We start from the raw sequence: 22,528 nt of genomic DNA, 5'->3' as shown, positions 1-22,528 counted from the left end.
GCGTACCTGGCATCCACTGTAGTGGTCGACTGGCCGGGGTTCCTACCTCACGGTCAGCACAACAAGGCAACGCCGAGAATGCCCGAAACGTTTCCCGTATTAACGGGTGATCAGTTCGCCACCAGCGAAAGTGCTCCTAATATCAGGTGGCGGCGTGGAATGCGTCGATGACGTCGGCCGGGATACGGCCCCGCGTCGACACGTTGTGTCCGTTCCGACGAGCCCATTCCCGGATGGCCGCGCTCTGCTCGCGGTCGATGGCGCCACGGCCACGACCCGACCCGGAACGTCCACGGCGCCGGCCACCGACGCGACGGCCGGCTTCCACCCATTGCTTCAGGTCGTTGCGCAGTTTTGTTGCATTTTTGGTTGAAAGATCAATCTCATAGGTCACGCCGTCGAGGCCGAATTCGACTGTTTCATCGGCGGCACCCTCACCGTCGAAATCATCGACCAAGGTGACGGTAACTTTCTTCGCCATTAGCTCCCACCCTCGACTTTCCTGTGCACTTGGTGTGCAAGTTTTCGTTGAACACCCCTTGGCATCAATCTGCCATACAAAGGTACGGTATTCAATACCGGCGCCGCGGCGAGATAGTTCAGTTGCCGTGTGGACGAACAATCGGGAACAAAACAGTCTCCCTAATTGACAGGCCGGTCAAAGCCATCAACAACCGATCGATACCCATTCCGGTTCCGGTGCACGGCGGCATACCATACTCGAGTGCAGTAAGAAAATCTTCGTCGAGCGCCATCGCCTCGTCGTCGCCGGCAGCCGCCGCACGCGCTTGGGCCGCGAATCTTTCCCGCTGTATCACTGGGTCGATCAATTCGGAATAGCCGGTGGCCAGTTCGACACCGCGCACGTAGAGATCCCACTTCTCGGTGACACCCGCGATGCTGCGGTGCTGGCGCGTCAATGGTGTTGTCTCAACCGGGAAGTCCCGCACGAAGGTCGGTGCGGTCAAGCCGGCGCCGACGGTATGCTCCCACAGTTCCTCGACCAGTTTGCCGTGTCCGTAACCGCGGTCGGCGGGAATTTCGACGCCGAGCGCCTCGGCGAGGCGCAGTAAGCGATCGACGCTAGTATCCGGCGTGATCTCTTCACCGACCGCGGCGGATAGGGACGGATACATTTGTATCGAGGTCCATTCTCCGTCGATATCATAGACACTGCCGTCGGGCAGTGGCAGTTGACGAGTGCCTATCGCCTCGTCGGCCACCTGCTGAATGAGTTCGCGAGTGACAACCGCCGAATCATCGTAGGTTCCATAGGCTTGATAGGTCTCCAGCATGGAAAACTCAGGGGAATGCGTGGAATCAGCCCCTTCGTTTCGGAACACCCGATTAAGTTCAAAGACCTTGTCAAACCCGCCCACCACACAGCGCTTCAGGAACAGTTCCGGCGCGATCCGAAGGTACAGATCCATGTCAAGTGCATTGGAGTGTGTGACAAACGGCCGGGCCGCCGCACCGCCGGCCAAAGTTTGCAACATCGGCGTCTCGACCTCAAAAAACCCGCGCTGTTCCAGCGCCGTCCTTATCGCGCGGATGACGGCGATTCGCTGACGGGCAACGTCGCGGGCCTGCGGGCGAACGATCAAGTCGACGTAGCGCTGACGTACCCGCGACTCTTCGTTCATCTCTTTGTGCGCGACCGGCAGCGGCCGCAGCGCCTTCGACGCGATCTGCCAGGAGTCGCCAAGCACCGACAGCTCGCCGCGACGTGAGCTGATCACCTCGCCGTGCACGTAGACGATGTCGCCGATGTCGACGTCGGCCTTCCACGCGTCGAGCGCGTCCTGCCCGACGCCGGCGAGGCTGATCATCACCTGCAATTGGGTGCCGTCGCCCTCCTGCAGCGTCGCAAAGCACAATTTTCCGGAATTGCGAATGAATATCACTCGGCCTGCGACACCCACGAAGTCACCGGTCGCCGAATCCGTCGGAAGATCGGGATATGCGGCACGGACCTGGGCCAGGGTGTGGGTCCGATCGAGAACGACCGGGTAGGGATCGCGGCCTTCCGCCAACAGCCGAGCACGCTTGTCCCGGCGGATCCGATACTGCTCGGGGATGTCCTCGGCGGAGCTCACGACCAGCCAGCTTAGAGGAGCGTGTGACTGGGCCGTCGAAGCGTGCTGAGGCCGCGAAACAGAAGCCGCGGTCGTAATCTTTGCCCGATCGCAGCCCTGGCTTCTGTTTCGCGAAAAATCAGCGCGCGGTCTTGAGCCGGCCGCGCTGGCTGTCGCGGTTGCGTTCGAACACCAGGTGCAGGCCCTGCAAGGTCAGGTGCTGGTCGTAATGGTCGACGGAGTCCAGTTCGGCTAACAACAGCGGCGCGGTGTGCCCGGTGGCCACCACGGTGACGTCGTCACCGTCGAACCCGTCCACATCGTCGCGGATGCGCTGCACGAGGCCGTCGACCAGCCCGGCGAAGCCGAACACCGCGCCGGACTGCATGCATTCGACGGTGTTCTTGCCGACCACCGAGCGGGGCCGGGCCAGTTCGACGCGTCGCAACGCCGCCGACCGCGCGGCCGCGGCATCCGAGGACACCTGCACCCCGGGCGCGATCGCGCCACCGAGGAATTCGCCCTTGGCCGACACCACATCCACACAGATCGACGAACCGAAATCGAGGACGATGGCCGCGGACTTGTACTTGTGAAAAGCCGCCAGGCAGTTGACGATCCGGTCGGCTCCCACTTCTTTGGGGTTGTCGACCAGCAGCGGGATGCCCGTGCGTACACCGGGCTCGATCAGTACATGCGGCACCGACGGCCAGTACTGCTCGAGCATGATCCGCACCTCGTGCAGCACCGACGGAACGGTGGACAGCGCCGACGCGCCGGTGAGCCGTTCAGAATCGTCACCGATCAGCCCGTCGATGGTCAGCGCCAACTCGTCGGCGGTGACTTCCGATTCTGTGCGTATCCGCCACTGCTGCACCACCTTCGTGTGCTCTTTGGACCCGGAGAGCAGTCCTACGACGGTGTGCGTGTTACGAACGTCGATCGCGAGCAGCACGGCTATCGCGGGGAAAGCAGGTCGGAGGCATCGTCGGGCACGAATGCCGGGTCGTGCCCAAGATCGATCGGACGGTTGTCGGCGTCGACGAAAACGATCCGCGGCCGGTAGGCGCGGGCCTCCGCGTCATCCATGGTCGCGTAGGCGATCAGGATCACCAGGTCACCGGGATGAACCAGGTGCGCGGCGGCGCCGTTGATTCCGATCACACCGCTGCCGCGTTCGCCGGTGATCGCGTAGGTGACGAGTCGGGCGCCGTTGTCGATGTCGACGATCGTCACCTGTTCGCCTTCGAGCAAGTCGGCCGCGTCCATCAGATCGGCGTCGATGGTCACCGAGCCGACGTAATGCAGATCCGCCTGGGTGACGGTGGCCCGGTGGATCTTTGACTTGAGCATTGTCCGTAACATCAGTTCCTCCAAGATGTTTGGTGATGCATAGCGGGCCCTCGCCCGTCGATGCCGACGGTGGTTCCGATTTCGATAGCGATGTTGTCCAAGAGTCGGGTCGTACCGAGTCTGGCGGCGACCAGCAGTCGACCGGGGCCGTGGGCCGGCGCCGCTCCGAGTGCGGGGTCGCGGACCTGTAGGTAGTCGACCTCGATCGCCGGTAGCTCCGAGAGCACGGCGCCTGCCGCCGCCAGTGCGGCGTCCGCTCCGCCGGGCGCCGCGTGCATACCGGCCACCAGCGCCGCCGACAGTGCGACGGCCAGCTCGCGCTGGTCCGGATCGAGGTAGCGGTTACGCGATGACATTGCCAGCCCGTCGGTTTCACGCACGATCGGTACGCCCACCACCGCTACCCCGACGTTGAGATCGGCGACCATTTGCCGTACCAGCACCAGCTGCTGATAGTCCTTCTCGCCGAAAAACACCCGATCGGGCCGCACGATCTGCAGCAGTTTCAGCACGACGGTCAGCATGCCAGCGAAATGCGTTGGCCGGGAAGCGCCTTCGAGTTCCGCCGCCAACGGCCCCGGGTGTACGGAAGTGCGGGGGCCGTCGGGATACATCGCCGCGACACTGGGCGTGAACGCGACTTCGACACCTTCGCCGCGCAGCAGTGCCAGATCGTCCTCAAGGTTGCGCGGGTAGGCCTCGAGATCTTCGCCGGCGCCGAACTGCAACGGGTTGACGAAGATCGACACCACGACCACCGCCCCGGGCACCCGCTTGGCGGCACGGACCAGGGCCAGGTGCCCCTCGTGCAGCGCCCCCATGGTCGGCACCAGCATCACCCGCCGCCCGGTGTGGCGCAGCGCGCGGGTGACGTCGCTGACATCACCGGGCGTGGAATACACGTTGAGTTCGTCGGGCCGAAACGCCGGCATCTTGCGGTTGATCATTGAGCCAGCGCCTCGAATACGTGCTCGGGCGCACGCGCCCGTTCGGCGGTGCGCAGTGCGTTCACCCGGTAGGCCTGCGCCAGTCGCGGATCAAGCGCACTCAGAGCGGACAGATGGCCGGCAAGTGCGTTGGCGTCACCCCGGGCGACCGGCCCGGTCAGCGCGGCCTGACCGCGTTGCAAAGTGCTCTCCAGCGCTGCCCGGGCCAGCGGGCCAAGGACACGTTCGGCAAGTCCACCGGGCTGGTCGTCGATCAGCTGTTGCCCGAGGAGTTCCTGCCCGGACAACGAGGACCGCAAAGCGTCCAGGGCATCGCCGAGCACCGTCACGATGTGGTTGCCGGCGTGGGCCAGCGCGGCGTGATAGAGCGTCCGCGCGTCCTCGCGAACCCGGAACGGCTCACCGCCGATTTCCAGGACCAGCGACTGCGCGATCGCATAGCCGATGTCGTCTGCGGCGGTGATCCCGAAACAGGTGTCCGCCAGCCGGCCGATGTCCTCGTCGGATCCGGTGAACGTCATCGCCGGGTGAATGGCCAGCGGAATGCAGTCCTGCTCGGCCAGCGGTGTCAGCACGCTGATGCCGTTCGCGCCGGAAGTGTGCGCCACGATGGTGCCGGGTCGGACCGCCGAGGTAGCGGCCAGGCCGGCCGCCAACCCGGGCAACTCGGTGTCCGGAACGGCCAACAGCAGCAGCTCAGCGGAGCCGGCGACTTCGGGCACTGGGGATACCGTGGTGTCCGCCAACCAGCGCTCGGCTCGCTGCCGGGATGCCCGGGAGACTGCGCTGCATGCCACCACGACATGGTCGACGCGCTCCAGCGCGACTCCTAACGCAGTGCCAACCCGGCCCGCGGAGATGATTCCCACTTTGAGCCGGGCCGGGCGCAATCCGTCGAACTGCACCATCGCAGACGACCCTCACAAGTTCGTTAGTTCGTTCCAGTCCCGCGATGCGGGTACCGGACGGTCAGCAAAACTCTACCGTGATGCGGACCGGTGACGCGACGTGGCGTGCGCCACGCTCAGTCTTCGCGGCGACGTCGCCGGCCACCTCCACTGGGGCTGGCCTGCAGCCGCGCGAGTAGTTCGGCGACCGATTGGCCGCCGGTGTGCAAGCCGTCGGTATCCGACGACGAGTCGGCGCCGCGGTGCCGAGCGGCGGGCTGCGGTGGCGGCGACATGGCCGGCGCCGGTTGGCCATGCGGTGGCGTCGGGCCGATATCTCCGGCGGCTTCCACAGCATGGCGCGCTCTGGCTCGACGATCCGATTCACCGAATTCCCAACCGCTGTCGGCCTCGCCGGGTTGGGTCGTCACCGGCTGGCCCGGGCTGGAATGCCGGCCGTGACGCTCAGCCGGCGGTGGTGCTGCCAGTGTGGGCTCGCGGACCGTGCTGTCCTCGGTCACCGCGCTACTGCCAGGCGCGGAACCGGATGCCCAATTGCTGCCGGGCGCCCCCGGCGGCAGCCACTGACCCTCCGCACCGACGGGCTGCCAGTCGCTGGCCGCAGCGGGCGGCGCAGGCTCCTCGACCGGAGGCGACCAGGCCGGCCGCGGCTCTTCCGGTTGCGGCGGTTGCGGCGGTTGCGGCATCGGCGGAGGTTCGAACCGCGGCTCGCCGGGCGGCGGCTGGAACGCGTATCGCCGGCGGGCACGCTGCCGCGGTTGCGGTTCGTCGTGTTCCTCGGCGTCTGACCAGCCGCCTCGCGACTGTGGTTCTGACGGTGCCCAGCCGGCGCCCGACGGCTGCTGGCCGGGTGGCGGCTGGCCCCGAGACTCGCCCTGTTGCCAGTGCGAACCGCGGTAACCCGGCGGCTCGAAATGTTCGGCGTCTCGGTACGCGTCGGGCGTCTGGTAGGCGTAGGCACTCTGTCGCGGCGGGGGCGCCAACGGCTCCTCGGGAACGTCGATAATCGAATTGTCCTCGGCCCGTTGCGCGGCCTGTTCGGCGCGGACCGAGGTCACTCGGTTGATCCGATCCCGTGGGCTCTCGTCTTCTCGCTCCCAGTCGCTGTAGCCGCGCACGGTTTTGCGTTCGGTCTCCAACGCCGGCCGGTTGTCGAGCTCCGCATCGAAGAGGATCTCGAGGTTGGTGCGCAACGCCGACAGCTCGGCCCGCAGCGCAGCGACCTCATCGGCTGCCTGGGCACGCAATTCAGAGGCCAGCTCGCGACGCAGCTGGGACTCCACTGTCAGCTCGTACTCGCGGCGCGCCGAAATCTCCCGATCCAACTGCAGGTCGTAAACGAGTTTCAAGTCTCGCGCCCGCGCCTGATCCACATCGCTTTGCCGCCGGTAGATCACCGACACGAACGCGGCGACCACGGCAGCCCACAGCGCCAGGATCACCGCGAGTTTGAGAAGCTCGACCCGATTGGTGAAAACCAGTGCGGAACTGGCCCCGATCGCGAGAACCAGCAACGCCGTCAACAACGGCCAACCCGGCCTGCGGCCGCCGCGCCGGACCCGGGCGCCGCGGGACAGAACGGTCATGGCCCCGACTGTACCGGGCCGAGGTCACTCCGCGTGTCGCCGCACTCCGGCGATTCTCACCTGGACTAATTGCCCGGCTCCTGCTCACCCCGCTCCGCGGGCCCCATGGTCGCCGGGCCCGTTAATTTTGCGCGCCCTCGCCGTGTTCGGTCGGGTCGTGAGGTGACTTGCAGCAATGTTGTAGCCACAGCGCGGCAACCATCAGCGCCAGCGCGCTGAGGGCCGCCACCGCAGTGCCCGCAGTGTCGTCGCCGGCCACTCGAAGCCACGATCGCTTCGGCACCAGGTACACCAGGACCCCGACCCACCAACCCAGCATCAAGGCGCCGACCCACGCCGAGGCCTTGGCGATCACCAGGCTGCGGGCCACCGCCAGCGGATGCAGCCGACCCGACCCGTCGCCGATCTCGCCGTCGCTGATCTTGGCCCGCACATAACGTCCCCACAGCGCTTCGGCGACGGCGACGGCCAGCAGCGACAGCCCGGTCCACACCGTGATCGGCGGAAACCATCGGTATAGCAGCACCACCACCAGGTATCCGGCTACCGCCGCGCCGATCACCGCGGCCGTCAGGTCACGTTTGCGGGTAGGTCCCATCAGGGTCCCGGAGGCGTCAGCGCGAAATCGGTCAGTCGCACACCGGCGCGGTCGGCAGGATCCAGCTCAGCGAGCAACTTGGCGATCGGCCGCTTATCGCCGGCCACGGTCAGTTCCGCGTCCGGTTCGACCGCCAGCCAGGGCACCATCACGAATGCGCGCAGATGCGCCAACGGATGCGGCAGCGTCAGGCCGTTGTCCCGGGAGAACAGCTCGGTGCCGTCGTCGTAGCAGGCGATCAGATCGACGTCGAGGGTGCGTGGTCCCCACCGCTGGCCGCGTACCCGCTCAGCGGCCTGCTCCATTTCCTGAGCACAGCGCAACCAGCCCTGGCCGTCGAGCATCGGGTCGTCGGCGATCAGCACCGCGTTGAGGAAAGGTCCCTGTTCGACACCACCCCAGGCCGCGGTCTCGTACACCGGTGAAATGGCGTGCACGTTCTCGCCGAGTCGGTCGAGCACCGACTGCAACCGGGCCAGCCGGTCACCGAGATTGGAACCGATCGACAAGACGACGCGCGTCACGGGCGTCGCCCTCCAGCCGGAATCACGGCGCCGCGGCTGTTGCGTCGTGAGCGCCGAGCCACCACCGCCACATCGTCGAAGGTCTGCGGGATCGGGGCCTGCGGCTTGTGCATGGTCACCTCGACAGCGTGCACTCGCTTGTCGTTCATCACGTCCTCGGCGATCTCGGCGGCGACGGTTTCGATCAAGTTGCGGGCCGGCCCGCCGACGATGTCGGCCGCGCGCCGGGCCAGTGCGCCATAGTCATAGGTGTCGGTCAAGTCGTCGCTGGCCGCCGCGTCGACCAGGTCGATCCACACGATGATATCGACGACGAAGTCCTGCCCGTCGGTTCGTTCGTGTTCGAAGACACCGTGGTGGCCGCGAACGGTCAAGCCGCGCAACTCGATCCGATCAGCCATTGGTCCCAGCCTGTTCCCAGGCGGCCAGCACGTTGAGCGCGTCGACCGACGCTTGCACGTTGTGCACCCGCACCCCCCACGCGCCGTGCAGCGCGGCAAGCGCCGACACCACCGCGGTCGCAGTCTCACGCCCGTCGGGTGGCCGCACCGCACCGTCCGGGTCGGCCAACAAAGTGCCGAGAAATCGTTTGCGCGAAGCTCCCACCAAAACCGGCACCCCGGTCGCCACCAACTGCGGCAGCGCGTGAAGCAGCGCCCAATTGTGTTGCCCGGTCTTGGCGAATCCCAGCCCTGGGTCGATGATCAGTTTCGCCGGGTCGACGCCGGCGGTCACCGCGTTGTCGACACTGGCAAGTAGTTCAGCGCGCACGTCGGCCACCACGTCGTCGTAGCGCGGCACCTGATGCGAGACCGATCGCCAGTGCATCAAGACCCACGGCACGCCGGCTTCCACCAACAGCGGCGCCATCGCGGGATCGGCGCGCCCACCGGACACGTCGTTGACGATCCGCGCGCCATTGTCCAGCGCCGCCTGCGCCACACCGGCGTGCATGGTGTCAATGCTGACTGTAACTCCTTCTGCTGCAAGTGCTTTCACTACCGGCACCACCCTGGCCGCCTCGACTCGGGCGTCCAGCCTGATCGAGCCGGGACGGGTCGACTCTCCGCCGACATCGATGATCGATGCGCCTTGGGCGGCCATGGCCAGGCCGTGTTCGACGGCGCGGTCAGCATCGAGATAGCGGCCGCCATCGGAGAACGAGTCGTCGGTGACGTTCACCACTCCCATGACTTGGACGCGTGTTGTGCTCACTTGCGCAAGATGAGCTCGAGCGCTTCGGCTCGAGATGCCTGGTTGGTCTTGAACAGACCACGCACGGCCGACGTGGTGGTGATCGCGCCGGGCTTGCGCACCCCGCGCATCGACATACACAGGTGCTCAGCCTCGATCACCACGATCGCGCCGCGCGGATCGAGCTTTCGCATTAGCGCGTCTGCGATTTGGGCGGTGAGCCGCTCCTGCACCTGCGGCCGCTTGGCGTACAGGTCCACCAGTCGGGCGATCTTGGACAGCCCGGTCACCCGCCCGTCGGATCCGGGGATGTAGCCCACGTGCGCCACCCCGTGAAATGCCACCAGGTGGTGCTCGCAGGTCGAGTACAGCGGAATCTCCTTGACCATCACCAACTCGTCGTGCTGTTCGTCGAAGGTGGTGTCCAGCACCGAATCGGGGTCGGTGTAGAGCCCGGCGAACATCTCTTGGTAGCTGCGGGCCACCCGGGCAGGGGTGTCCTCCAAGCCGTGGCGATCCGGATCCTCGCCGATCGCACAGAGCAATTCGCGGACCGCGGCCTCGGCACGCGCCTGGTCGAACTTCGGTGTGTGCAGGTTGGCGATACGGGAATTCGGCTGCGCCATCGAAGCCTCCGTTTTGTCAGCCGCGCGCCGGCGGGTTGGACCGACTCGGGTCCCCGCCCTGCTGCTCGGGGGGCGGCCCGGTCTCCGGAGTTGGTTTACCAGGCGGCGGATACGGAGGGTAGGGCGGATACGGTTGACCCGGGTGGCCCGCGTAGTGCTGCGGTGGCGACCAATGCGGCGGCGGCGACGGCGGTGACGGGTATCGATAGCCCGGCGGCTGCTGCGGGGGCGGCCAGCCGGGCGCGTGCCAACCCGCCGGCGCGCCGTAATCGGGTTGGGTCGGGCGCGCAGCAACGGCGTCGTCCGGGCCGTGCGAACCATTGGTTCCGTTGGTGCCTCGATCGGTCTCGGCCTGCGCGGCTTCCCGGGTCGCTTGCGCGATCGCGGCTTTGAATGCCGGCTCGGGTGCGGGCTGGGGCCACGGCTCGCCACGCTCGATGGCCAACTCACCCGGTGTTTTGATCGGCGGTTTGTCCGACGGAATACGGCCGCCGAAGTCGTCGAACATGGTCAGTCGCGGGCGCTTTTCGACGTCGGCGAAGATCGCCTCGAGTTCGGCGCGGTGCAGGGTCTCCTTCTCCAGCAGCTCGCCGGCCAAGGTGTCGAGCACGTCCCGGTATTCGGTGAGGATCTCCCACGCCTCGGTGTGCGCGGCCTCGATGAGTTTGCGGATCTCCTCGTCGATTTCGCGGGCCACCTCATGCGAGTAGTCCGGCTGGGTACCCATGGTCCGGCCCAGGAACGGGTCGCCGTGTTCGGTGCCGTACTTGACCGCGCCCAGCCGCGAGCTCATCCCGAACTCGGTGACCATCGCGCGGGCGACCTGGGTGGCCTTCTCGATGTCGGACACCGCGCCCGTCGTCGGCTCGCGGAACACCAGCTCCTCGGCGGCGCGACCACCCATCGCGAACACCAACTGCGCGATCATCTCCGAGCGGGTCCGCAGCCCCTTGTCGTCCTCGGGTACTGCCACCGCATGCCCGCCGGTGCGCCCGCGGGCCAGGATCGTCACCTTGTAGACCGGGTCGATGTCCGGCATCGCCCAGGCCGCCAGCGTGTGCCCGCCCTCGTGGTAGGCGGTGATCTTCTTCTCCTGCTCGCTGATGATCCGGCCCTTACGGCGCGGCCCACCGATCACCCGGTCGACCGCCTCCTCCAGAGCGGCGGCGGTGATCACGGTGCCGTTCTCCCGGGCGGTCAGCAACGCGGCCTCGTTGATGACGTTGGCCAGATCGGCGCCGGTCATACCCACGGTCCGCTTGGCCAGCCCGTCGAGGTCGGCATCGGGCCCGATCGGCTTGCCCTTGGAATGCACGCGCAGCACCGCGCGCCGGCCGGCCAGGTCGGGGTTGGAAACCGGGATCTGGCGGTCGAAGCGGCCGGGGCGCAGCAACGCCGGGTCGAGGATGTCGGGCCGGTTGGTGGCCGCGATCAGGATGACGCCGGCGCGTTCACCGAAACCGTCCATCTCGACCAGCAGCTGGTTCAGCGTCTGCTCACGTTCGTCGTGGCCGCCGCCGAGTCCGGCGCCGCGCTGGCGGCCCACCGCGTCGATCTCGTCGACGAAAATGATGCACGGGTTGTTCTGCTTGGCCTGCTCGAACAGATCACGGACCCGGGAGGCACCCACCCCGACGAACATCTCGACGAAGTCCGACCCGGAGATGGTGAAAAACGGGACGCCGGCCTCGCCCGCGACGGCGCGCGCCAGCAGCGTCTTACCAGTCCCCGGCGGTCCGTAGAGCAGCACGCCCTTGGGGATCTTGGCGCCCAGCGCCTGGTAGCGCGCCGGGTTCTGAAGGAAGTCCTTGATCTCGTAGAGCTCCTCGACCGCCTCGTCGACACCGGCCACGTCGGCGAAGGTGGTCTTGGGCATGTCCTTGGAGAGCTGCTTGGCCCGCGACTTGCCGAAGCCGAAGCCCATCCGCGCCCCGCCCTGCATGCGGGAAAACATCACGAACAGGCCGACCAGCAGTAGCAGCGGCAGCACATATATCAGTAGTGAGCCCAGGATGTTGCCCTGGTTGACCACGGTGCTGACTTTGGTGTTTTTGCTGCTCAGTGAATCGAACAGCGGGACGGCGTAGCCGGTGGGGTACTTGGTGATGACCTTGTCGGAGCCCTCGGTGTCACTGTCGGCCTTTTTCAAGGTCAACCGCAGTTGCTGCTCGCGGTCGTCGATCTGGGCGCTCTTGACGTTGTCGGCCTTGATCTGGGCCACCGCCACCGAGGTGTCGACGGGCTGGTAGCCGCGGGTGTCGTCACTGAAATAGAAGAATGACCAGCCCAGCAGCAGCACGACAGCGATCGCCGTGAGGGTGCGGATCACGTTTTTCCGGTTCATCAATCATCGGCCGTGCCGGCCAGGTCCTTCCCCGATACACGCAGCTCGAATAGTCCAGGCTACCGCCCCGGCCCTACGCCAGCGCGGCGGCGCCGGACGTGGCAGGTCGTCACCGTCCTGTCCAAATTCAACGAATGGCAGTTCCCGGCTGCCGTCGCGGCCGCTTCTCCGACCCTTCCGGGCAGGCCGGGCGTGTGCTTTGGTGAGACACGTGCCTGATACCGCCCACTCGACTGAACGGCTCATCGAAACCAATGGTGTGCGATTGCACACCATCGAAGCGGGCGAGCGCGGCGCGCCCGTCGTGCTGCTGGCCCACGGATTTCCCGAACTGGCCTACTCCTGGCGGCACCAAATCCCGGCGCTGGCCGCCGCCGGTTACCACGTACTGGCCCCTGATCAGCGCGGCTACGGCCGTTCCAGTCAGCCCCCGAACGTCGCCGACTACAACGTCGCCGAGCTGTCCGCCGACCTGATCGGTCTGCTCGACGACGTCGGGGCCGAGCGGGCCGTGTTCATCGGTCACGACTGGGGTGCCCCGGTGGCCTGGGGTTCCGCACAGCTACACCCCGACCGGGTGGCTGCCGTCGTCGGGTTGAGCGTCCCGGCGGTGCCCCGGGCCCAGGTTCCGCCGACCCAGGCGTTCCGCAAGCTCTTCGGCGACAACTTCTTTTACATGCTCTATTTTCAGGAGCCCGGGGTAGCCGACGCCGACCTTGGGGCCGACCCGGCAAAGTTCTTGCGCCGGATGATGGGTGGTTTGCAGCCCCGGGGCGACCAGGCGGCCGCGGCACGGATGATCCGGCCGGGTCCGGAAGGCTTCGTCGAGCGGCTGCCCGATCCCGATGGCCTGCCGAGTTGGATCAGCGCCACCGAACTCGACCATTACATCTCCGAGTTCACCCGCACCGGGTTCACCGGCGGCCTGAACTGGTACCGCAACCTGGACCGCAACTGGGAGATTCTGGCCAACCCGGTGGCCGCCACCATCGCGGTGCCGGCGATGTTCGTCGCGGGCGCCGACGACCCGGTGTTGGGGTTCACCCGCCGCGACCGCGCCGCCGAGGTTGTGACCGGGCCCTACCGCGAGGTGCTGATCGAGGGCGCCGGGCACTGGCTGCAACAGGAACGCCCTGACGAGGTCAACGAGGTGCTGCTGGACTTTCTCACCGGATTGGAGCTGTCATGAACCGTCCACTGAACTTCGGTGTCTTCATCACGCCGTTTCACCCGACCGGCCAATCGCCCACGACCGCACTCGAATACGACATGGAGCGGGTCGTCGCGCTGGATCGGCTGGGATTCGACGAGGCCTGGTTCGGTGAGCATCACTCCGGCGGCTACGAGTTGATCGCCTGCCCCGAGGTGTTTATCGCCGCGGCAGCCGAGCGGACCAAGCACCTTCGACTGGGCACCGGAGTGGTGTCGCTGCCCTACCACCATCCGCTGATGGTCGCCGACCGCTGGGTGCTGCTGGATCATCTGACCCGCGGCCGGGTGATGTTCGGTACCGGTCCGGGCGCGCTGCCGTCGGACGCCTACATGATGGGCATCGACCCGGTCGAGCAGCGCCGGATGATGCAGGAATCCCTGGAGGCGATCTTGGCGCTGTTCCGCGCCGCACCCGGGGAGCGGATCGACCGGCACTCCGACTGGTTCACCCTGCGCGATGCACAGTTGCACATCCGCCCCTACAGCTGGCCATATCCGGAAATCTCCACCGCTGCAATGATTTCACCGTCCGGGCCACGGCTGGCAGGTGCGTTGGGTACGTCGTTGCTGTCGCTGTCGATGTCGGTGCCGGGAGGCTATGCGGCGCTGGAAAACACCTGGGAGGTGGTCCGCGAGCAGGCGGACAAAGCCGGGCGCGACGAGCCCGACCGCACCGGCTGGCGGGTACTGGGCATCGTGCATCTGGCCGACAGCCGCGACCAGGCGATCGATGACTGTACGTACGGACTCCAAGATTTCGCCAAGTACTTCGGTGCTGCCGGGTTTGTGCCGCTGGCGAACCTGGTCGATGGCGCGCAGTCCCCGCGCGAGTTCGTCGAAGACTATGCCGCCAAAGGCAATTGCTGTATCGGCACCCCAGAAGATTGCATCGGCTATATCGAGGATCTGATGGACCGGTCCGGCGGCTTCGGCACCTTCCTGATGCTCGGACATGACTGGGCGTCGCCCCAGGCGACGTATCACTCCTATGAACTGTTCGCGCGCAAGGTCATTCCGCACTTCAAGGGACAACTGGAAGCGCCACGAGCTTCTCACGAATGGGCTCGAGGTATGCGGGAACAGCTGTTAGGCCGCGCCGGGGAGGCGGTGGTGAAGGCGATCAGCCAGCACACCGATGAACTCAAGTTGGAAAGCGAGCAGAACTAGTGCGGGCCGCGGTGCTGCGCGACGGCCGCATGGTGTACCGCGACGATGTTCCGGAACCGGTGCCCGGACCGGGCCAGGTGCTGGTCGCCGTGCGAACATGCGGGATCTGCGGCTCCGACTTGCATTTCGCTGCGCACGGCGCCGAGATGTTGGCGCTGACCGAGCAAATGGGCGCGGGTACCGGCGGCATGCAGATCGACTTGGACCGCGACGTCTTTATGGGCCACGAGTTCAGCGCGGAGGTGCTCGAAGCCGGGCCCGACACCGACACGCATCCGCCCGGAACGCTCGTTACGTCGCTACCGGTACTGCTATCCACTAGCGGAGTCGAACCGATCTTCCAGTCCAACAACACGATCGGTGGCTATGCGGAACGCATGCTGCTGTCCGCGCCGCTGCTGCTGCCGATTGGCAACGGGTTGGATCCGCGACATGCCGCCCTGACGGAGCCGATGGCCGTCGGGCTGCACGCGGTCAACAAGTCGGGCGTCCAGCTCGACGAGCCGGTACTGGTGCTCGGCTGCGGCCCGATAGGCATCGCCATCATTGCGGCACTGCACATGCGGAGCGTCGAAACCATTGTGGCATCTGACTTCTCGCCACGACGGCGAGAGCTCGCCACCACGATGGGCGCACATCAGACGATCGACCCTGCGGCGGGTTCACCGTTCGATTCAGTCAAGCCGAAAGTGGTGTTCGAGGCGGTCGGGGTGCCCGGAATCATCGACGATGTCATGCGGCGGGCCCAGCCGGGTACCCGTCTGGTCGTCGCCGGCGTCTGCATGGAAACCGACGCGGTGCATCCGGTCTTCGGGATTGCCAAAGAGATCAACGTGCAGTTCGTTCTCGCTTACGATCCGACAGAATTCGCCGAGTCGCTGCGAGCGATTTCCGAAGGTGACATCGACGTGAGCCCACTGATCACCGGCGAGGTCGGCCTGGACGGAGTCGGGGCGGCGTTCGATGACCTGGCCGATCCCGAGCGGCACTGCAAGATTCTCGTCACGCCGTAGCGTAACGGCAGTGGACACTGCCATCCCTGACGGCGACCGGTGGAACTCGAACATTCATTACCACGATCTACTGGTCGACTCGTTGGACAGCAGCGCCCGGGACGTTCTCGACGTCGGTTGCGGCGAGGGCATGCTATGCCGTCGGTTACACGCGACGGGGCGCCGCGTAACCGGCATCGATTCGGATCCAGCCAGCATCGAACTGGCGCGTTCGCAATCACCTGCGCCATCCGATGACGTGACCTATGTGTGCGGCGACTTCCTCACCAACGCCTTTTCACCGTCGTCATTCGACGCGGTGTTGTCTGTGGCAGCCCTCCACCACATGGATCCGGGTGCGGCGCTGAGCAAGATGAAACAGCTACTGCGCCCGGGAGGAACGCTCGCTATCGTCGGCCTGGCCCGCAGTCGGTTTCCCCATGACCTGCCCTTCGACGTGCTTTCCGCTGCGGTGTTCACCTATTACCGGCTTGTCAGGAAGCGCTGGGAGCATCCATCGCCGACGGTGTGGCCGCCACCGCAGACCTACACCGATATGCGTCGGATCGCCGCGACGATCCTGCCCGGTGCCACCTACCGTCGGCGCCTGCAGTGGCGCTACTCCCTCGTCTGGCGCAAACCGGAGCCGCCGGATTGGACGCCTGATGAACCTGAACTGGAACCCTTGCCCGACGACCCACCGTTCTGAGCCGCTTGATCACCGGTTGATCTGCGCAGCAAGGTCTTGCGGACCAGCAGGCGGGTATCCGCCCGCCGTTTGCAGCTGTCGTGACCACGCGCCGACGAGGTTGACCAACTCGTCGAGGCCGTCGCCCAACGCAGTGCTGATCGGCGCGCACCCCTCGTCGGTGGCCACCTCGATCGCCTCCCGGGCCGTCCGCCCGGCGTCGGTGAGCGCGCCATCGCGGATCAGCCCGCGTGATTGCAGCCGATCCTCGGCCGCAGCGAGGTCTTCGTCGGTCCAAGCCCTCGTCCGTATATAGCTGCGCAATGGCAACCCCCAGTAGAGCTCGGTGATCAAGCCGATCTCTACCGCATCGAAACCGGCGGTGGTCCAAGCGTTCACGTGGACATCGCCGCGGAACTCACGCAGCTCGTCGGCGAGGCGCCAGGCATCACCGAGCGCTTCACCGGGCAGACCCCGCGCGACGAGACCTGCAAAGAGCGGCTTGCCCGCCAATGGCAACTGTTCGGTCGCCCGTCGGAGTAGCTCCAACGCACGGTCGAGGCCGTCCGGGTGGGCGCCGAGCACACGGTGCAGCTGGCGTATCGCGCCATCGGTTCGTGCCGCGCAGATCGTGGGGGCGTCCGTCAGTGTCCACCCGTGGGCGACCGCCGGCACCACGATCGCTGGATTGAAAACCGCGAAGGCTGCGGCGATCACCTCACCGGGCACCTGTCCCAGCACCGAGCCGCGACTGCACAAGTAGGCCGGGCCGTCGGGCATCGCGACCTCGCCCGACTTCGCCGGACTGGGCCCGAACCCAAGTACCTCATAGTTGCCGTGGCATTCCGGGGAGAAATACACCTGACCCGAGAAGGGTTCGATCGCGATGGCGAGCGCTCTCGCCGGGGTGACGGTCATGTGTGGCAATCCTCGCATAGGGTGCCAGTCATGCTGCGTCTCGTATTCGCATTGGGGATCGTCGCGGTCGCGCTGTCGGCATGCGATCGCAGCCCCGGCCCGGTCGGGGACAATCCGCGTCAGGTGACGGTCGTCGGCGCCGGCCACATCCAAGGCGTCCCGGACACGCTCACGGCCGATGTCGGCATCGAGTTCATCGCGCCGGACGTCACCGCGGCGATGGACCAGACCAACGACCGTCAACAGGCAGTCATCAATGCGGTCACCGACGCGGGGGTCGATGCCAAGGACATCAGCACCACCAACGTCAGCGTGCAGCCCCAGTACGGCGGCAGCACCGACAACATCACCGGCTACCGCGCCGGCAACTCGATCCGGGTCAAGATCCGCAAGCTGGACACCGCATCGCACGTGCTGGCCGTCATCGTCGACACCGGCGGCGACGCGACCCGGATCAACTCGGTGAGCTACTCCATCGAGGACGACTCACAGCTCGTCAAGGACGCACGGGCGCGGGCATTCCAGGATGCCAAGGACCGCGCCGGCCAATACGCGCAGCTCTCCGGACTCAGCCTGGGCAAGGTGATCTCGATCTCGGAGGCATCGGGCGCGCCGCCCACGCCGACGCCGATGCCGCGAGCGCCGATGGCGGCCGAAGTGCCACTGCAGCCCGGCCAGCAGACGGTCAGCTTCTCGGTGACCGCAGTCTGGGAGCTGCGCTAGTCCTGGTAGATCCGCGGATCGAGTGTTCCAATGTAGGACAGGTCGCGGTAGCGCTCGTCGTAGTCCAGCCCGTATCCCACGACGAACTCGTTGGGAATGTCGAAGCCCACGTACGCGATTTCGACGTTTGCGCGCACGGCGTCCGGCTTGCGCAGCAGCGTGCACACCCGCAGCGACCGTGGCCGCCGGGTGGCCAGGTTGCGCCGCAGCCACGACAACGTCAGGCCGGAGTCGACAACATCCTCGACGATCAGCACGTCACGATCGTTGATGTCACGGTCGAGGTCTTTGAGGATGCGCACCACTCCCGACGACGACGTCGACGAGCCGTAAGAGCTGACCGCCATGAATTCGAACTGGGTCGGCAGCGGAATCGCACGCGCCAGGTCGGTGACGAACATGACGGCACCCTTGAGCACCGTGATCAGCAGCAGGTCCTGGCGCTCGCCGGTGGTCACGTCGCGGTAGTCGTCGCCGATCTGCGCCCCGAGCTCGGCGGTGCGGGTCTGGATCTGTTCCCCGGTGAGCAGCACCGACTTGATGTCGCCCGAGTACAGCTCGGCCGAGTCGCCTGTCACCACCACCACAGCCTAATGGGAGTCGGGTGGCGACCCGCTAGACCGGCTCCTGTTGCATGGTCAACACCCCACCGCAGCGGCCGGCGACCAGCCGTTGACCGCGCAGCGTCGAACCGACCGCCACCCCGCCCTGCCCTCGCCAAGCGGTGACCAGTGCGTCCACCCCGCGGATCTGCTTGTCGGTCAATCCGATTGCTCCGCCGGCCAATAGCCAACTGCGAATGACTCCGCGGCGAATCGGGTCGGGCAACGCCGTCAACGCCTTCGCGTCCAGACCCTCGCCTTCCGTCGACGTGGCCAGCGCTTGCACGATCAACGCGTCGATCAGCTCGGTGTCTTCACGCAACGCCGTCGCAGTGCGCGCCAGCGCTTCGGCCACCCCCCCGCCAAGCACCTCCTCCAGCAGCGGCAGCACCTCGTGCCGCAGACGTGTCCGGGTGAATCGACGGTCGGAATTGTGCGGGTCCTGCCACGCCGACAGCCCCAGTTGACCGCATGCGGCGTGTGTCAGGCGCCGCCGCACCCCCAGTAGGGGCCGACACCAGGGCGGGTCGTGCGCCCGCATTCCAGCGATCGAACGAGCACCCGAACCGCGGCCGAACCCCAGCAGCACGGTTTCGGCTTGATCGTCGAGGGTGTGGCCCAGCAGCACCGCACAATCACCGCGGGCAGCATCCAGCGCACGGTAGCGTGCGCTGCGCGCTGCGGCTTCCGGCCCACCGTCGCCCGTGACCTGTACGGAAAGCACTTTGGCCTCAACGCATCCCGCCTCGAGCGCTTGAGCGCGGGCAGCAGCGGCCACTTCAGCGGAGCCGGTCTGCAGGCCGTGGTCGACGATGAGCGCGGTGGTCGGTAGCACGTCAGCGGCAACAGCGGTGAGCGCCAAGGAATCCGGGCCACCGGAAAGCGCCACACACCAGCGCTCCGTATCTGCGAGGTAGGTCTTGGCGAACGCCGCGACTGCCGCGTACAGCGCGCCTACAGCACCCGATCGATCCATCGCCCAGGGTCTTCGATCTCGGTCGGCAGCGGCATCGTCTCGGGGCCGGTCCAGATCGTGTTGAACCGCTCCATCCCCACCCGGCCCACCACATGATCGACAAAGGCCTTGCCCCGGGTGTACTGACTGATCTTGGCGTCGATGCCCAGTAACGCACGCAAAAGCCGTTGCAGCGGGGGCTGTTTGCGGTGTCGGCGGTCGTCGAACCGGCTCCGGATCGTCGCCACGGACGGCACCACCACCGGTCCGACCGCGTCCATTACGTGATCGGCGTGGCCCTCCAGCACGGTGACGAGCATCAATAGTTGATCCAGGGCCTGGCGCTGCGGCTCAGATTGCACCGCCCGCATCAGTCCCAGCACACCCGAAGCGTGGGCATCAGAACCGCCGTCCGACGATTCGCCGCGGCCGCGAACGAAATCGGCGAGCCGGGCCACAACTTGGCCGACGTCGTCGCTGCTTTCTTGGGTGAGCACGCCAAGCGCCTGGGCCATGTAGCCCGATAGCCACGGGTTGGCAGTGAACTGCACTCGATGGGTGACCTCGTGCAGGCATACCCAAAGCCGGAAATCGGCCGGTTCCACGCGCAATTGGCGCTCGACCGCGAGCACGTTGGGGTACACCAACAGTAGGCAACCGGTGTCACCGACGAATGGGTCGAACTGGCCGAGGATGGCGGATGCTGCGAACGCCAACACGGCACCGGTCTGCGCGCCGGCGACCCGGCCGGTGACGAACCCTCGCGGCTTGTCGGTTCCCCCCGTCATGATCCGCATCGACTCGGCCGCCGCCCGGACCCACGCAGGGCGGTCCACAATCCGGGCCTCGGGCACCACGTCGCTGGTCTGCAGACCGGTCACGTCGCGCACCGGAGGTTCGGCCGCCTTGGCAGCACCGGTCAGATCGTCGATGACCTGGCGACGGGTGTAGTCGGTGGCGGGCGGGCCGGGGCGCGCCAGCCATTCGCCGACGGTGGCCGCGAACTGCCAGTCCACGGCGCGCCCGACGGTCAGCTCCGGTGAGGTAGTCACGCCGCGCATCCACATGACCATAGGGCGGCGGCCAGGGTGTCGATCGCAATGCGGCCGGTCGGGCCGGCCTCGTTGGAGATCAGGGCGAACGTCAGCACGCGTCCGCTCCTGTCGGTGATCACTCCGGCCAGGGCATTGGTGGCGGTCAGTGAGCCCGTTTTGGCGCGCAGCCAGCCGGCCGCCGGGCCGGGTCTGAAGGTGGGATCCAGAAAACGGTCGGCCAGCGTGCCGCTGCCACCGGCGATCGGCAACACATCCAGCAGCGGCCGCAGCCCGGGTTGGTCGGGGCCGGCAGCGGCCTGTACGACGGCGTCAAGGGCTTTGGCCGTCAGCCGGTCGTCGACCGATAACCCGCTGGAATCCTGCAACGACGCCCCGGCGATGTCGATATGCGCGGTTCTCAGTCGATTGGTCACCGCGTCCACCGCGCCGGCGAAGCTGAGTGGCCGGTGCAGGGCTGCCGCGACTTCGCGGCCGATGCATTCGGCCATCACGTTGTCGGAAGCGTTCATCATCTCGTACAGCCGTGGGATCAGCGGCGCCGACTGCACGGCGGCCAGCTGCTGTGCGCCGGCCGGTGCCGGGTGGGCGGCGATCGTCACCTTGGCCGGGTCGACCCCGAGCGCGACGGCCAGCGCATGGCCCGCGTCCAGCGCCGGGCTGTGAGACCGGCTCGAGTCGGTGGTCGCCGGTTGCACGCGTCCGGCGTCGAGCATCACCGACTCGATCGGGGCGACATCACCGCCTTCGATGTCGCCGGGATCCCAGCCCGGTGCCACTTTCGGGCCGCTGAACATCGAGGTGTCGACCTTCACTGCTGTCGGTGTCACGCCGCTGCGACGGACCTGATCGGCCAGATCACTGATGCGGGCCGCGCCGTGATACCACGTCTCCTGGCCGGGCTGCACCGCCGAGAGTGTCGGATCGCCGCCGCCGACCAGTATCACGACCCCCGGCTGGCCGGCCGTGACCACCCGGGTGGTGACCCGGGCCGCACGGTCCAGCGAGAGCAGCGCGGCCGCGGCGGTAAGCGTTTTGTTGGTCGACGCCGGTTGCAACGGCAAACTGTCCTGCTGCTGCCAAAGTTCCTTGGCCGTGATCGCGTCGGTGACCCGGCCGCCCAGCCGCCCCAGATTCGGGTCGGCCAATGCGGCCGCCAGCGCAGCGGACAGCCCCCCGGCGGTGGGCATCGCGGCGGTATCGGCCACCGGCACCACACCGGGTTGCGCGGTCACCGCGGGTGGCGGCGGCGGGATGCGGGCACCACTGGCGCCGCGACCGCTCGCGGTGAACAACGCGGCTGCCGCCACCACGAGGGCAACTACCGCCAACACGGCCGCCCCCACGATCAGGTGGGTGGATCGCCGCCACTGTGTGGGACGCATGACTCTCCTGACTCTTCCGGTCCTATTCTGCCCAACCGCTCACAGACCGACCGGGCCCGATCGGGTCTGGGCGCGCTGCATTAGGGTTACTCCGACGTCAGCCGACGACCAGTTGACCCCACGAAGGAGCCAAGCCGGTGCAATTCGACGTGATTATCGAGATCCCGAAGGGCCAGCGAAACAAGTACGAGGTCGATCACGAGACGGGTCGGATTCGGCTGGACCGCTACCTCTACACCTCGATGGCGTACCCGACTGACTACGGCTTCATCGACGACACCCTCGGCGAGGACGGCGACCCGCTCGACGCGATGGTCTTGCTACCCGAGCCGCTGTTTCCCGGTGTATTGGTGGAGGCCCGGCCGGTGGGGATGTTCCGGATGACCGACGAAGCCGGCGGCGACGACAAAGTGCTGTGTGTCCCCGCGAAGGACCATCGGTGGGATCAGATCAACGACATCGACGACGTCCCCGCCTTCGAGTTAGACGCCATCAAGCACTTCTTCTCGCAGTACAAGGCGCTAGAGCCGGGCAAGTTCGTCAAGACGGCCGACTGGGTTGGGCGCGGCGAGGCTGAAGCTGAGGTGCAGCGCTCGATCGAGCGGTTCAAGGCCAGCGGGCACTAGTGGCCCCATTTGGCGGCTTCGAGACTGCGCTGGTGGCGCCGAGACTGCGCGCA

24 protein-coding genes are annotated in these 22,528 nt (G+C 66.7%); 6 read left to right on the top strand and 18 right to left on the bottom strand.

Annotated elements, in window-relative coordinates; genetic code table 11:
* Nucleotides 1–142: 142 nt before the first annotated feature.
* The 13 genes from lsr2 to ftsH form a co-directional block, all read right to left on the bottom strand.
* Nucleotides 143–481: a histone-like nucleoid-structuring protein Lsr2 gene (gene lsr2, locus AC5Y49_RS16715; protein ID WP_499888951.1), complete on the bottom strand. Its 339-nt coding sequence runs from the start codon at nucleotides 479–481 to the stop codon at nucleotides 143–145.
* Nucleotides 482–599: 118 nt separating this feature from the next.
* Nucleotides 600–2,102 (bottom strand): lysine--tRNA ligase, encoded by a 1,503-nt coding sequence (gene lysS / locus AC5Y49_RS16710; protein ID WP_499889281.1) that lies wholly within the window; start codon nucleotides 2,100–2,102, stop codon nucleotides 600–602.
* A 112-nt stretch (nucleotides 2,103–2,214) separates the two neighbouring features.
* The gene (locus AC5Y49_RS16705) at nucleotides 2,215–3,030 is read right to left on the bottom strand and encodes a type III pantothenate kinase (protein WP_499888949.1); all 816 of its coding nucleotides are present in this window, start codon (nucleotides 3,028–3,030) and stop codon (nucleotides 2,215–2,217) included.
* A 2-nt stretch (nucleotides 3,031–3,032) separates the two neighbouring features.
* The gene (panD, locus tag AC5Y49_RS16700) at nucleotides 3,033–3,440 is read right to left on the bottom strand and encodes an aspartate 1-decarboxylase (RefSeq protein ID WP_499888948.1); all 408 of its coding nucleotides are present in this window, start codon (nucleotides 3,438–3,440) and stop codon (nucleotides 3,033–3,035) included.
* Complete coding sequence (panC, locus tag AC5Y49_RS16695) at nucleotides 3,440–4,375, bottom strand: pantoate--beta-alanine ligase (RefSeq protein WP_499888945.1); 936 nt, start codon at nucleotides 4,373–4,375, stop codon at nucleotides 3,440–3,442. Before panC ends, panD begins: the two co-directional genes overlap by 1 nt.
* Nucleotides 4,372–5,283 (bottom strand): Rossmann-like and DUF2520 domain-containing protein, encoded by a 912-nt coding sequence (locus AC5Y49_RS16690; protein ID WP_499888943.1) that lies wholly within the window; start codon nucleotides 5,281–5,283, stop codon nucleotides 4,372–4,374. The genes panC and AC5Y49_RS16690 overlap by 4 nt, the downstream gene beginning before the upstream one ends.
* Before the next feature lie 116 nt (nucleotides 5,284–5,399).
* The gene (locus tag AC5Y49_RS16685; RefSeq protein WP_499888941.1) at nucleotides 5,400–6,869 is read right to left on the bottom strand and encodes a DUF6779 domain-containing protein; all 1,470 of its coding nucleotides are present in this window, start codon (nucleotides 6,867–6,869) and stop codon (nucleotides 5,400–5,402) included.
* Nucleotides 6,870–6,990: 121 nt separating this feature from the next.
* Entirely contained in the window at nucleotides 6,991–7,467 is a 477-nt protein-coding gene (locus AC5Y49_RS16680; protein WP_499888939.1) for a DUF3180 domain-containing protein, read from the bottom strand.
* Nucleotides 7,467–7,991, bottom strand: coding sequence for a 2-amino-4-hydroxy-6-hydroxymethyldihydropteridine diphosphokinase (gene folK, locus AC5Y49_RS16675; protein ID WP_499888937.1), 525 nt, complete (start codon nucleotides 7,989–7,991; stop codon nucleotides 7,467–7,469). Before folK ends, AC5Y49_RS16680 begins: the two co-directional genes overlap by 1 nt.
* Entirely contained in the window at nucleotides 7,988–8,392 is a 405-nt protein-coding gene (gene folB / locus AC5Y49_RS16670) for a dihydroneopterin aldolase (protein WP_499888935.1), read from the bottom strand. Before folB ends, folK begins: the two co-directional genes overlap by 4 nt.
* Nucleotides 8,385–9,206: a dihydropteroate synthase gene (gene folP / locus AC5Y49_RS16665; RefSeq protein ID WP_499888933.1), complete on the bottom strand. Its 822-nt coding sequence runs from the start codon at nucleotides 9,204–9,206 to the stop codon at nucleotides 8,385–8,387. Before folP ends, folB begins: the two co-directional genes overlap by 8 nt.
* Nucleotides 9,203–9,811 (bottom strand): GTP cyclohydrolase I FolE, encoded by a 609-nt coding sequence (gene folE, locus AC5Y49_RS16660; protein ID WP_499888930.1) that lies wholly within the window; start codon nucleotides 9,809–9,811, stop codon nucleotides 9,203–9,205. Before folE ends, folP begins: the two co-directional genes overlap by 4 nt.
* Nucleotides 9,812–9,827: 16 nt before the next feature.
* The gene (gene ftsH, locus AC5Y49_RS16655) at nucleotides 9,828–12,155 is read right to left on the bottom strand and encodes an ATP-dependent zinc metalloprotease FtsH (protein ID WP_499888928.1); all 2,328 of its coding nucleotides are present in this window, start codon (nucleotides 12,153–12,155) and stop codon (nucleotides 9,828–9,830) included.
* A 211-nt stretch (nucleotides 12,156–12,366) separates the two neighbouring features.
* Between ftsH and AC5Y49_RS16650 the strand changes: the two genes are divergently transcribed.
* From AC5Y49_RS16650 to AC5Y49_RS16635, 4 genes are read left to right on the top strand one after another with little or no spacing between them, the layout of a single operon-like run.
* Nucleotides 12,367–13,344: an alpha/beta fold hydrolase gene (locus AC5Y49_RS16650; RefSeq protein ID WP_499888926.1), complete on the top strand. Its 978-nt coding sequence runs from the start codon at nucleotides 12,367–12,369 to the stop codon at nucleotides 13,342–13,344.
* Nucleotides 13,341–14,534, top strand: a complete 1,194-nt coding sequence (locus AC5Y49_RS16645) for an LLM class flavin-dependent oxidoreductase (RefSeq protein ID WP_499888924.1) — start codon at nucleotides 13,341–13,343, stop codon at nucleotides 14,532–14,534. The genes AC5Y49_RS16650 and AC5Y49_RS16645 overlap by 4 nt, the downstream gene beginning before the upstream one ends.
* Complete coding sequence (locus AC5Y49_RS16640; protein ID WP_499888922.1) at nucleotides 14,534–15,547, top strand: zinc-binding dehydrogenase; 1,014 nt, start codon at nucleotides 14,534–14,536, stop codon at nucleotides 15,545–15,547. The genes AC5Y49_RS16645 and AC5Y49_RS16640 overlap by 1 nt, the downstream gene beginning before the upstream one ends.
* Before the next feature lie 10 nt (nucleotides 15,548–15,557).
* Nucleotides 15,558–16,235: a class I SAM-dependent methyltransferase gene (locus tag AC5Y49_RS16635; protein ID WP_499888920.1), complete on the top strand. Its 678-nt coding sequence runs from the start codon at nucleotides 15,558–15,560 to the stop codon at nucleotides 16,233–16,235.
* Nucleotides 16,236–16,244: 9 nt separating this feature from the next.
* On the opposite strand, the gene AC5Y49_RS16630 is transcribed toward AC5Y49_RS16635, so the two are convergent.
* Nucleotides 16,245–17,132: an SCO6745 family protein gene (locus tag AC5Y49_RS16630; RefSeq protein WP_499888918.1), complete on the bottom strand. Its 888-nt coding sequence runs from the start codon at nucleotides 17,130–17,132 to the stop codon at nucleotides 16,245–16,247.
* A gap of 30 nt (nucleotides 17,133–17,162) precedes the next feature.
* On the opposite strand from AC5Y49_RS16630, the gene AC5Y49_RS16625 reads away from it, so the two are divergent.
* A complete protein-coding gene (locus AC5Y49_RS16625; RefSeq protein ID WP_499888916.1) occupies nucleotides 17,163–17,855 on the top strand; it encodes an SIMPL domain-containing protein in 693 nt (230 codons plus the stop codon).
* Here the strand turns inward: AC5Y49_RS16625 and hpt are convergent.
* From hpt to dacB, 4 genes are read right to left on the bottom strand one after another with little or no spacing between them, the layout of a single operon-like run.
* Nucleotides 17,852–18,442 (bottom strand): hypoxanthine phosphoribosyltransferase, encoded by a 591-nt coding sequence (gene hpt, locus AC5Y49_RS16620; RefSeq protein WP_499888915.1) that lies wholly within the window; start codon nucleotides 18,440–18,442, stop codon nucleotides 17,852–17,854. The two genes, AC5Y49_RS16625 and hpt, sit on opposite strands and share 4 nt — an antisense overlap.
* A gap of 28 nt (nucleotides 18,443–18,470) precedes the next feature.
* A complete protein-coding gene (gene tilS / locus AC5Y49_RS16615) occupies nucleotides 18,471–19,433 on the bottom strand; it encodes a tRNA lysidine(34) synthetase TilS (RefSeq protein ID WP_499888914.1) in 963 nt (320 codons plus the stop codon).
* Nucleotides 19,412–20,464, bottom strand: coding sequence for a zinc-dependent metalloprotease (locus AC5Y49_RS16610; protein ID WP_499889279.1), 1,053 nt, complete (start codon nucleotides 20,462–20,464; stop codon nucleotides 19,412–19,414). Before AC5Y49_RS16610 ends, tilS begins: the two co-directional genes overlap by 22 nt.
* Nucleotides 20,461–21,849, bottom strand: coding sequence for a D-alanyl-D-alanine carboxypeptidase/D-alanyl-D-alanine endopeptidase (dacB, locus tag AC5Y49_RS16605; protein ID WP_499888912.1), 1,389 nt, complete (start codon nucleotides 21,847–21,849; stop codon nucleotides 20,461–20,463). Before dacB ends, AC5Y49_RS16610 begins: the two co-directional genes overlap by 4 nt.
* A 137-nt stretch (nucleotides 21,850–21,986) precedes the next feature.
* Here dacB and AC5Y49_RS16600 point away from each other — a divergent pair, with 137 nt between their 5' ends.
* A complete protein-coding gene (locus AC5Y49_RS16600; protein ID WP_499888910.1) occupies nucleotides 21,987–22,475 on the top strand; it encodes an inorganic diphosphatase in 489 nt (162 codons plus the stop codon).
* Nucleotides 22,476–22,528: the final 53 nt, after the last annotated feature.

It is taken from the genome of Mycobacterium sp. NGS62 (assembly GCF_059812285.1).
This window is presented reverse-complemented; position numbering and strand designations above follow the sequence as displayed.

Coding starts and splice junctions, on each gene's coding strand:
- lsr2 (WP_499888951.1), bottom strand. CDS start 481: ATGGCGAAGAAAGTTACCGTCACCTTGGTCGATGATTTCGACGGTGAG.
- panD (WP_499888948.1), bottom strand. CDS start 3,440: ATGTTACGGACAATGCTCAAGTCAAAGATCCACCGGGCCACCGTCACC.
- panC (WP_499888945.1), bottom strand. CDS start 4,375: ATGATCAACCGCAAGATGCCGGCGTTTCGGCCCGACGAACTCAACGTG.
- AC5Y49_RS16690 (WP_499888943.1), bottom strand. CDS start 5,283: ATGGTGCAGTTCGACGGATTGCGCCCGGCCCGGCTCAAAGTGGGAATC.
- AC5Y49_RS16685 (WP_499888941.1), bottom strand. CDS start 6,869: ATGACCGTTCTGTCCCGCGGCGCCCGGGTCCGGCGCGGCGGCCGCAGG.
- AC5Y49_RS16680 (WP_499888939.1), bottom strand. CDS start 7,467: ATGGGACCTACCCGCAAACGTGACCTGACGGCCGCGGTGATCGGCGCG.
- folB (WP_499888935.1), bottom strand. CDS start 8,392: ATGGCTGATCGGATCGAGTTGCGCGGCTTGACCGTTCGCGGCCACCAC.
- folE (WP_499888930.1), bottom strand. CDS start 9,811: ATGGCGCAGCCGAATTCCCGTATCGCCAACCTGCACACACCGAAGTTC.
- ftsH (WP_499888928.1), bottom strand. CDS start 12,155: ATGAACCGGAAAAACGTGATCCGCACCCTCACGGCGATCGCTGTCGTG.
- AC5Y49_RS16645 (WP_499888924.1), top strand. CDS start 13,341: ATGAACCGTCCACTGAACTTCGGTGTCTTCATCACGCCGTTTCACCCG.
- AC5Y49_RS16630 (WP_499888918.1), bottom strand. CDS start 17,132: ATGACCGTCACCCCGGCGAGAGCGCTCGCCATCGCGATCGAACCCTTC.
- AC5Y49_RS16625 (WP_499888916.1), top strand. CDS start 17,163: ATGCTGCGTCTCGTATTCGCATTGGGGATCGTCGCGGTCGCGCTGTCG.
- tilS (WP_499888914.1), bottom strand. CDS start 19,433: ATGGATCGATCGGGTGCTGTAGGCGCGCTGTACGCGGCAGTCGCGGCG.
- dacB (WP_499888912.1), bottom strand. CDS start 21,849: ATGCGTCCCACACAGTGGCGGCGATCCACCCACCTGATCGTGGGGGCG.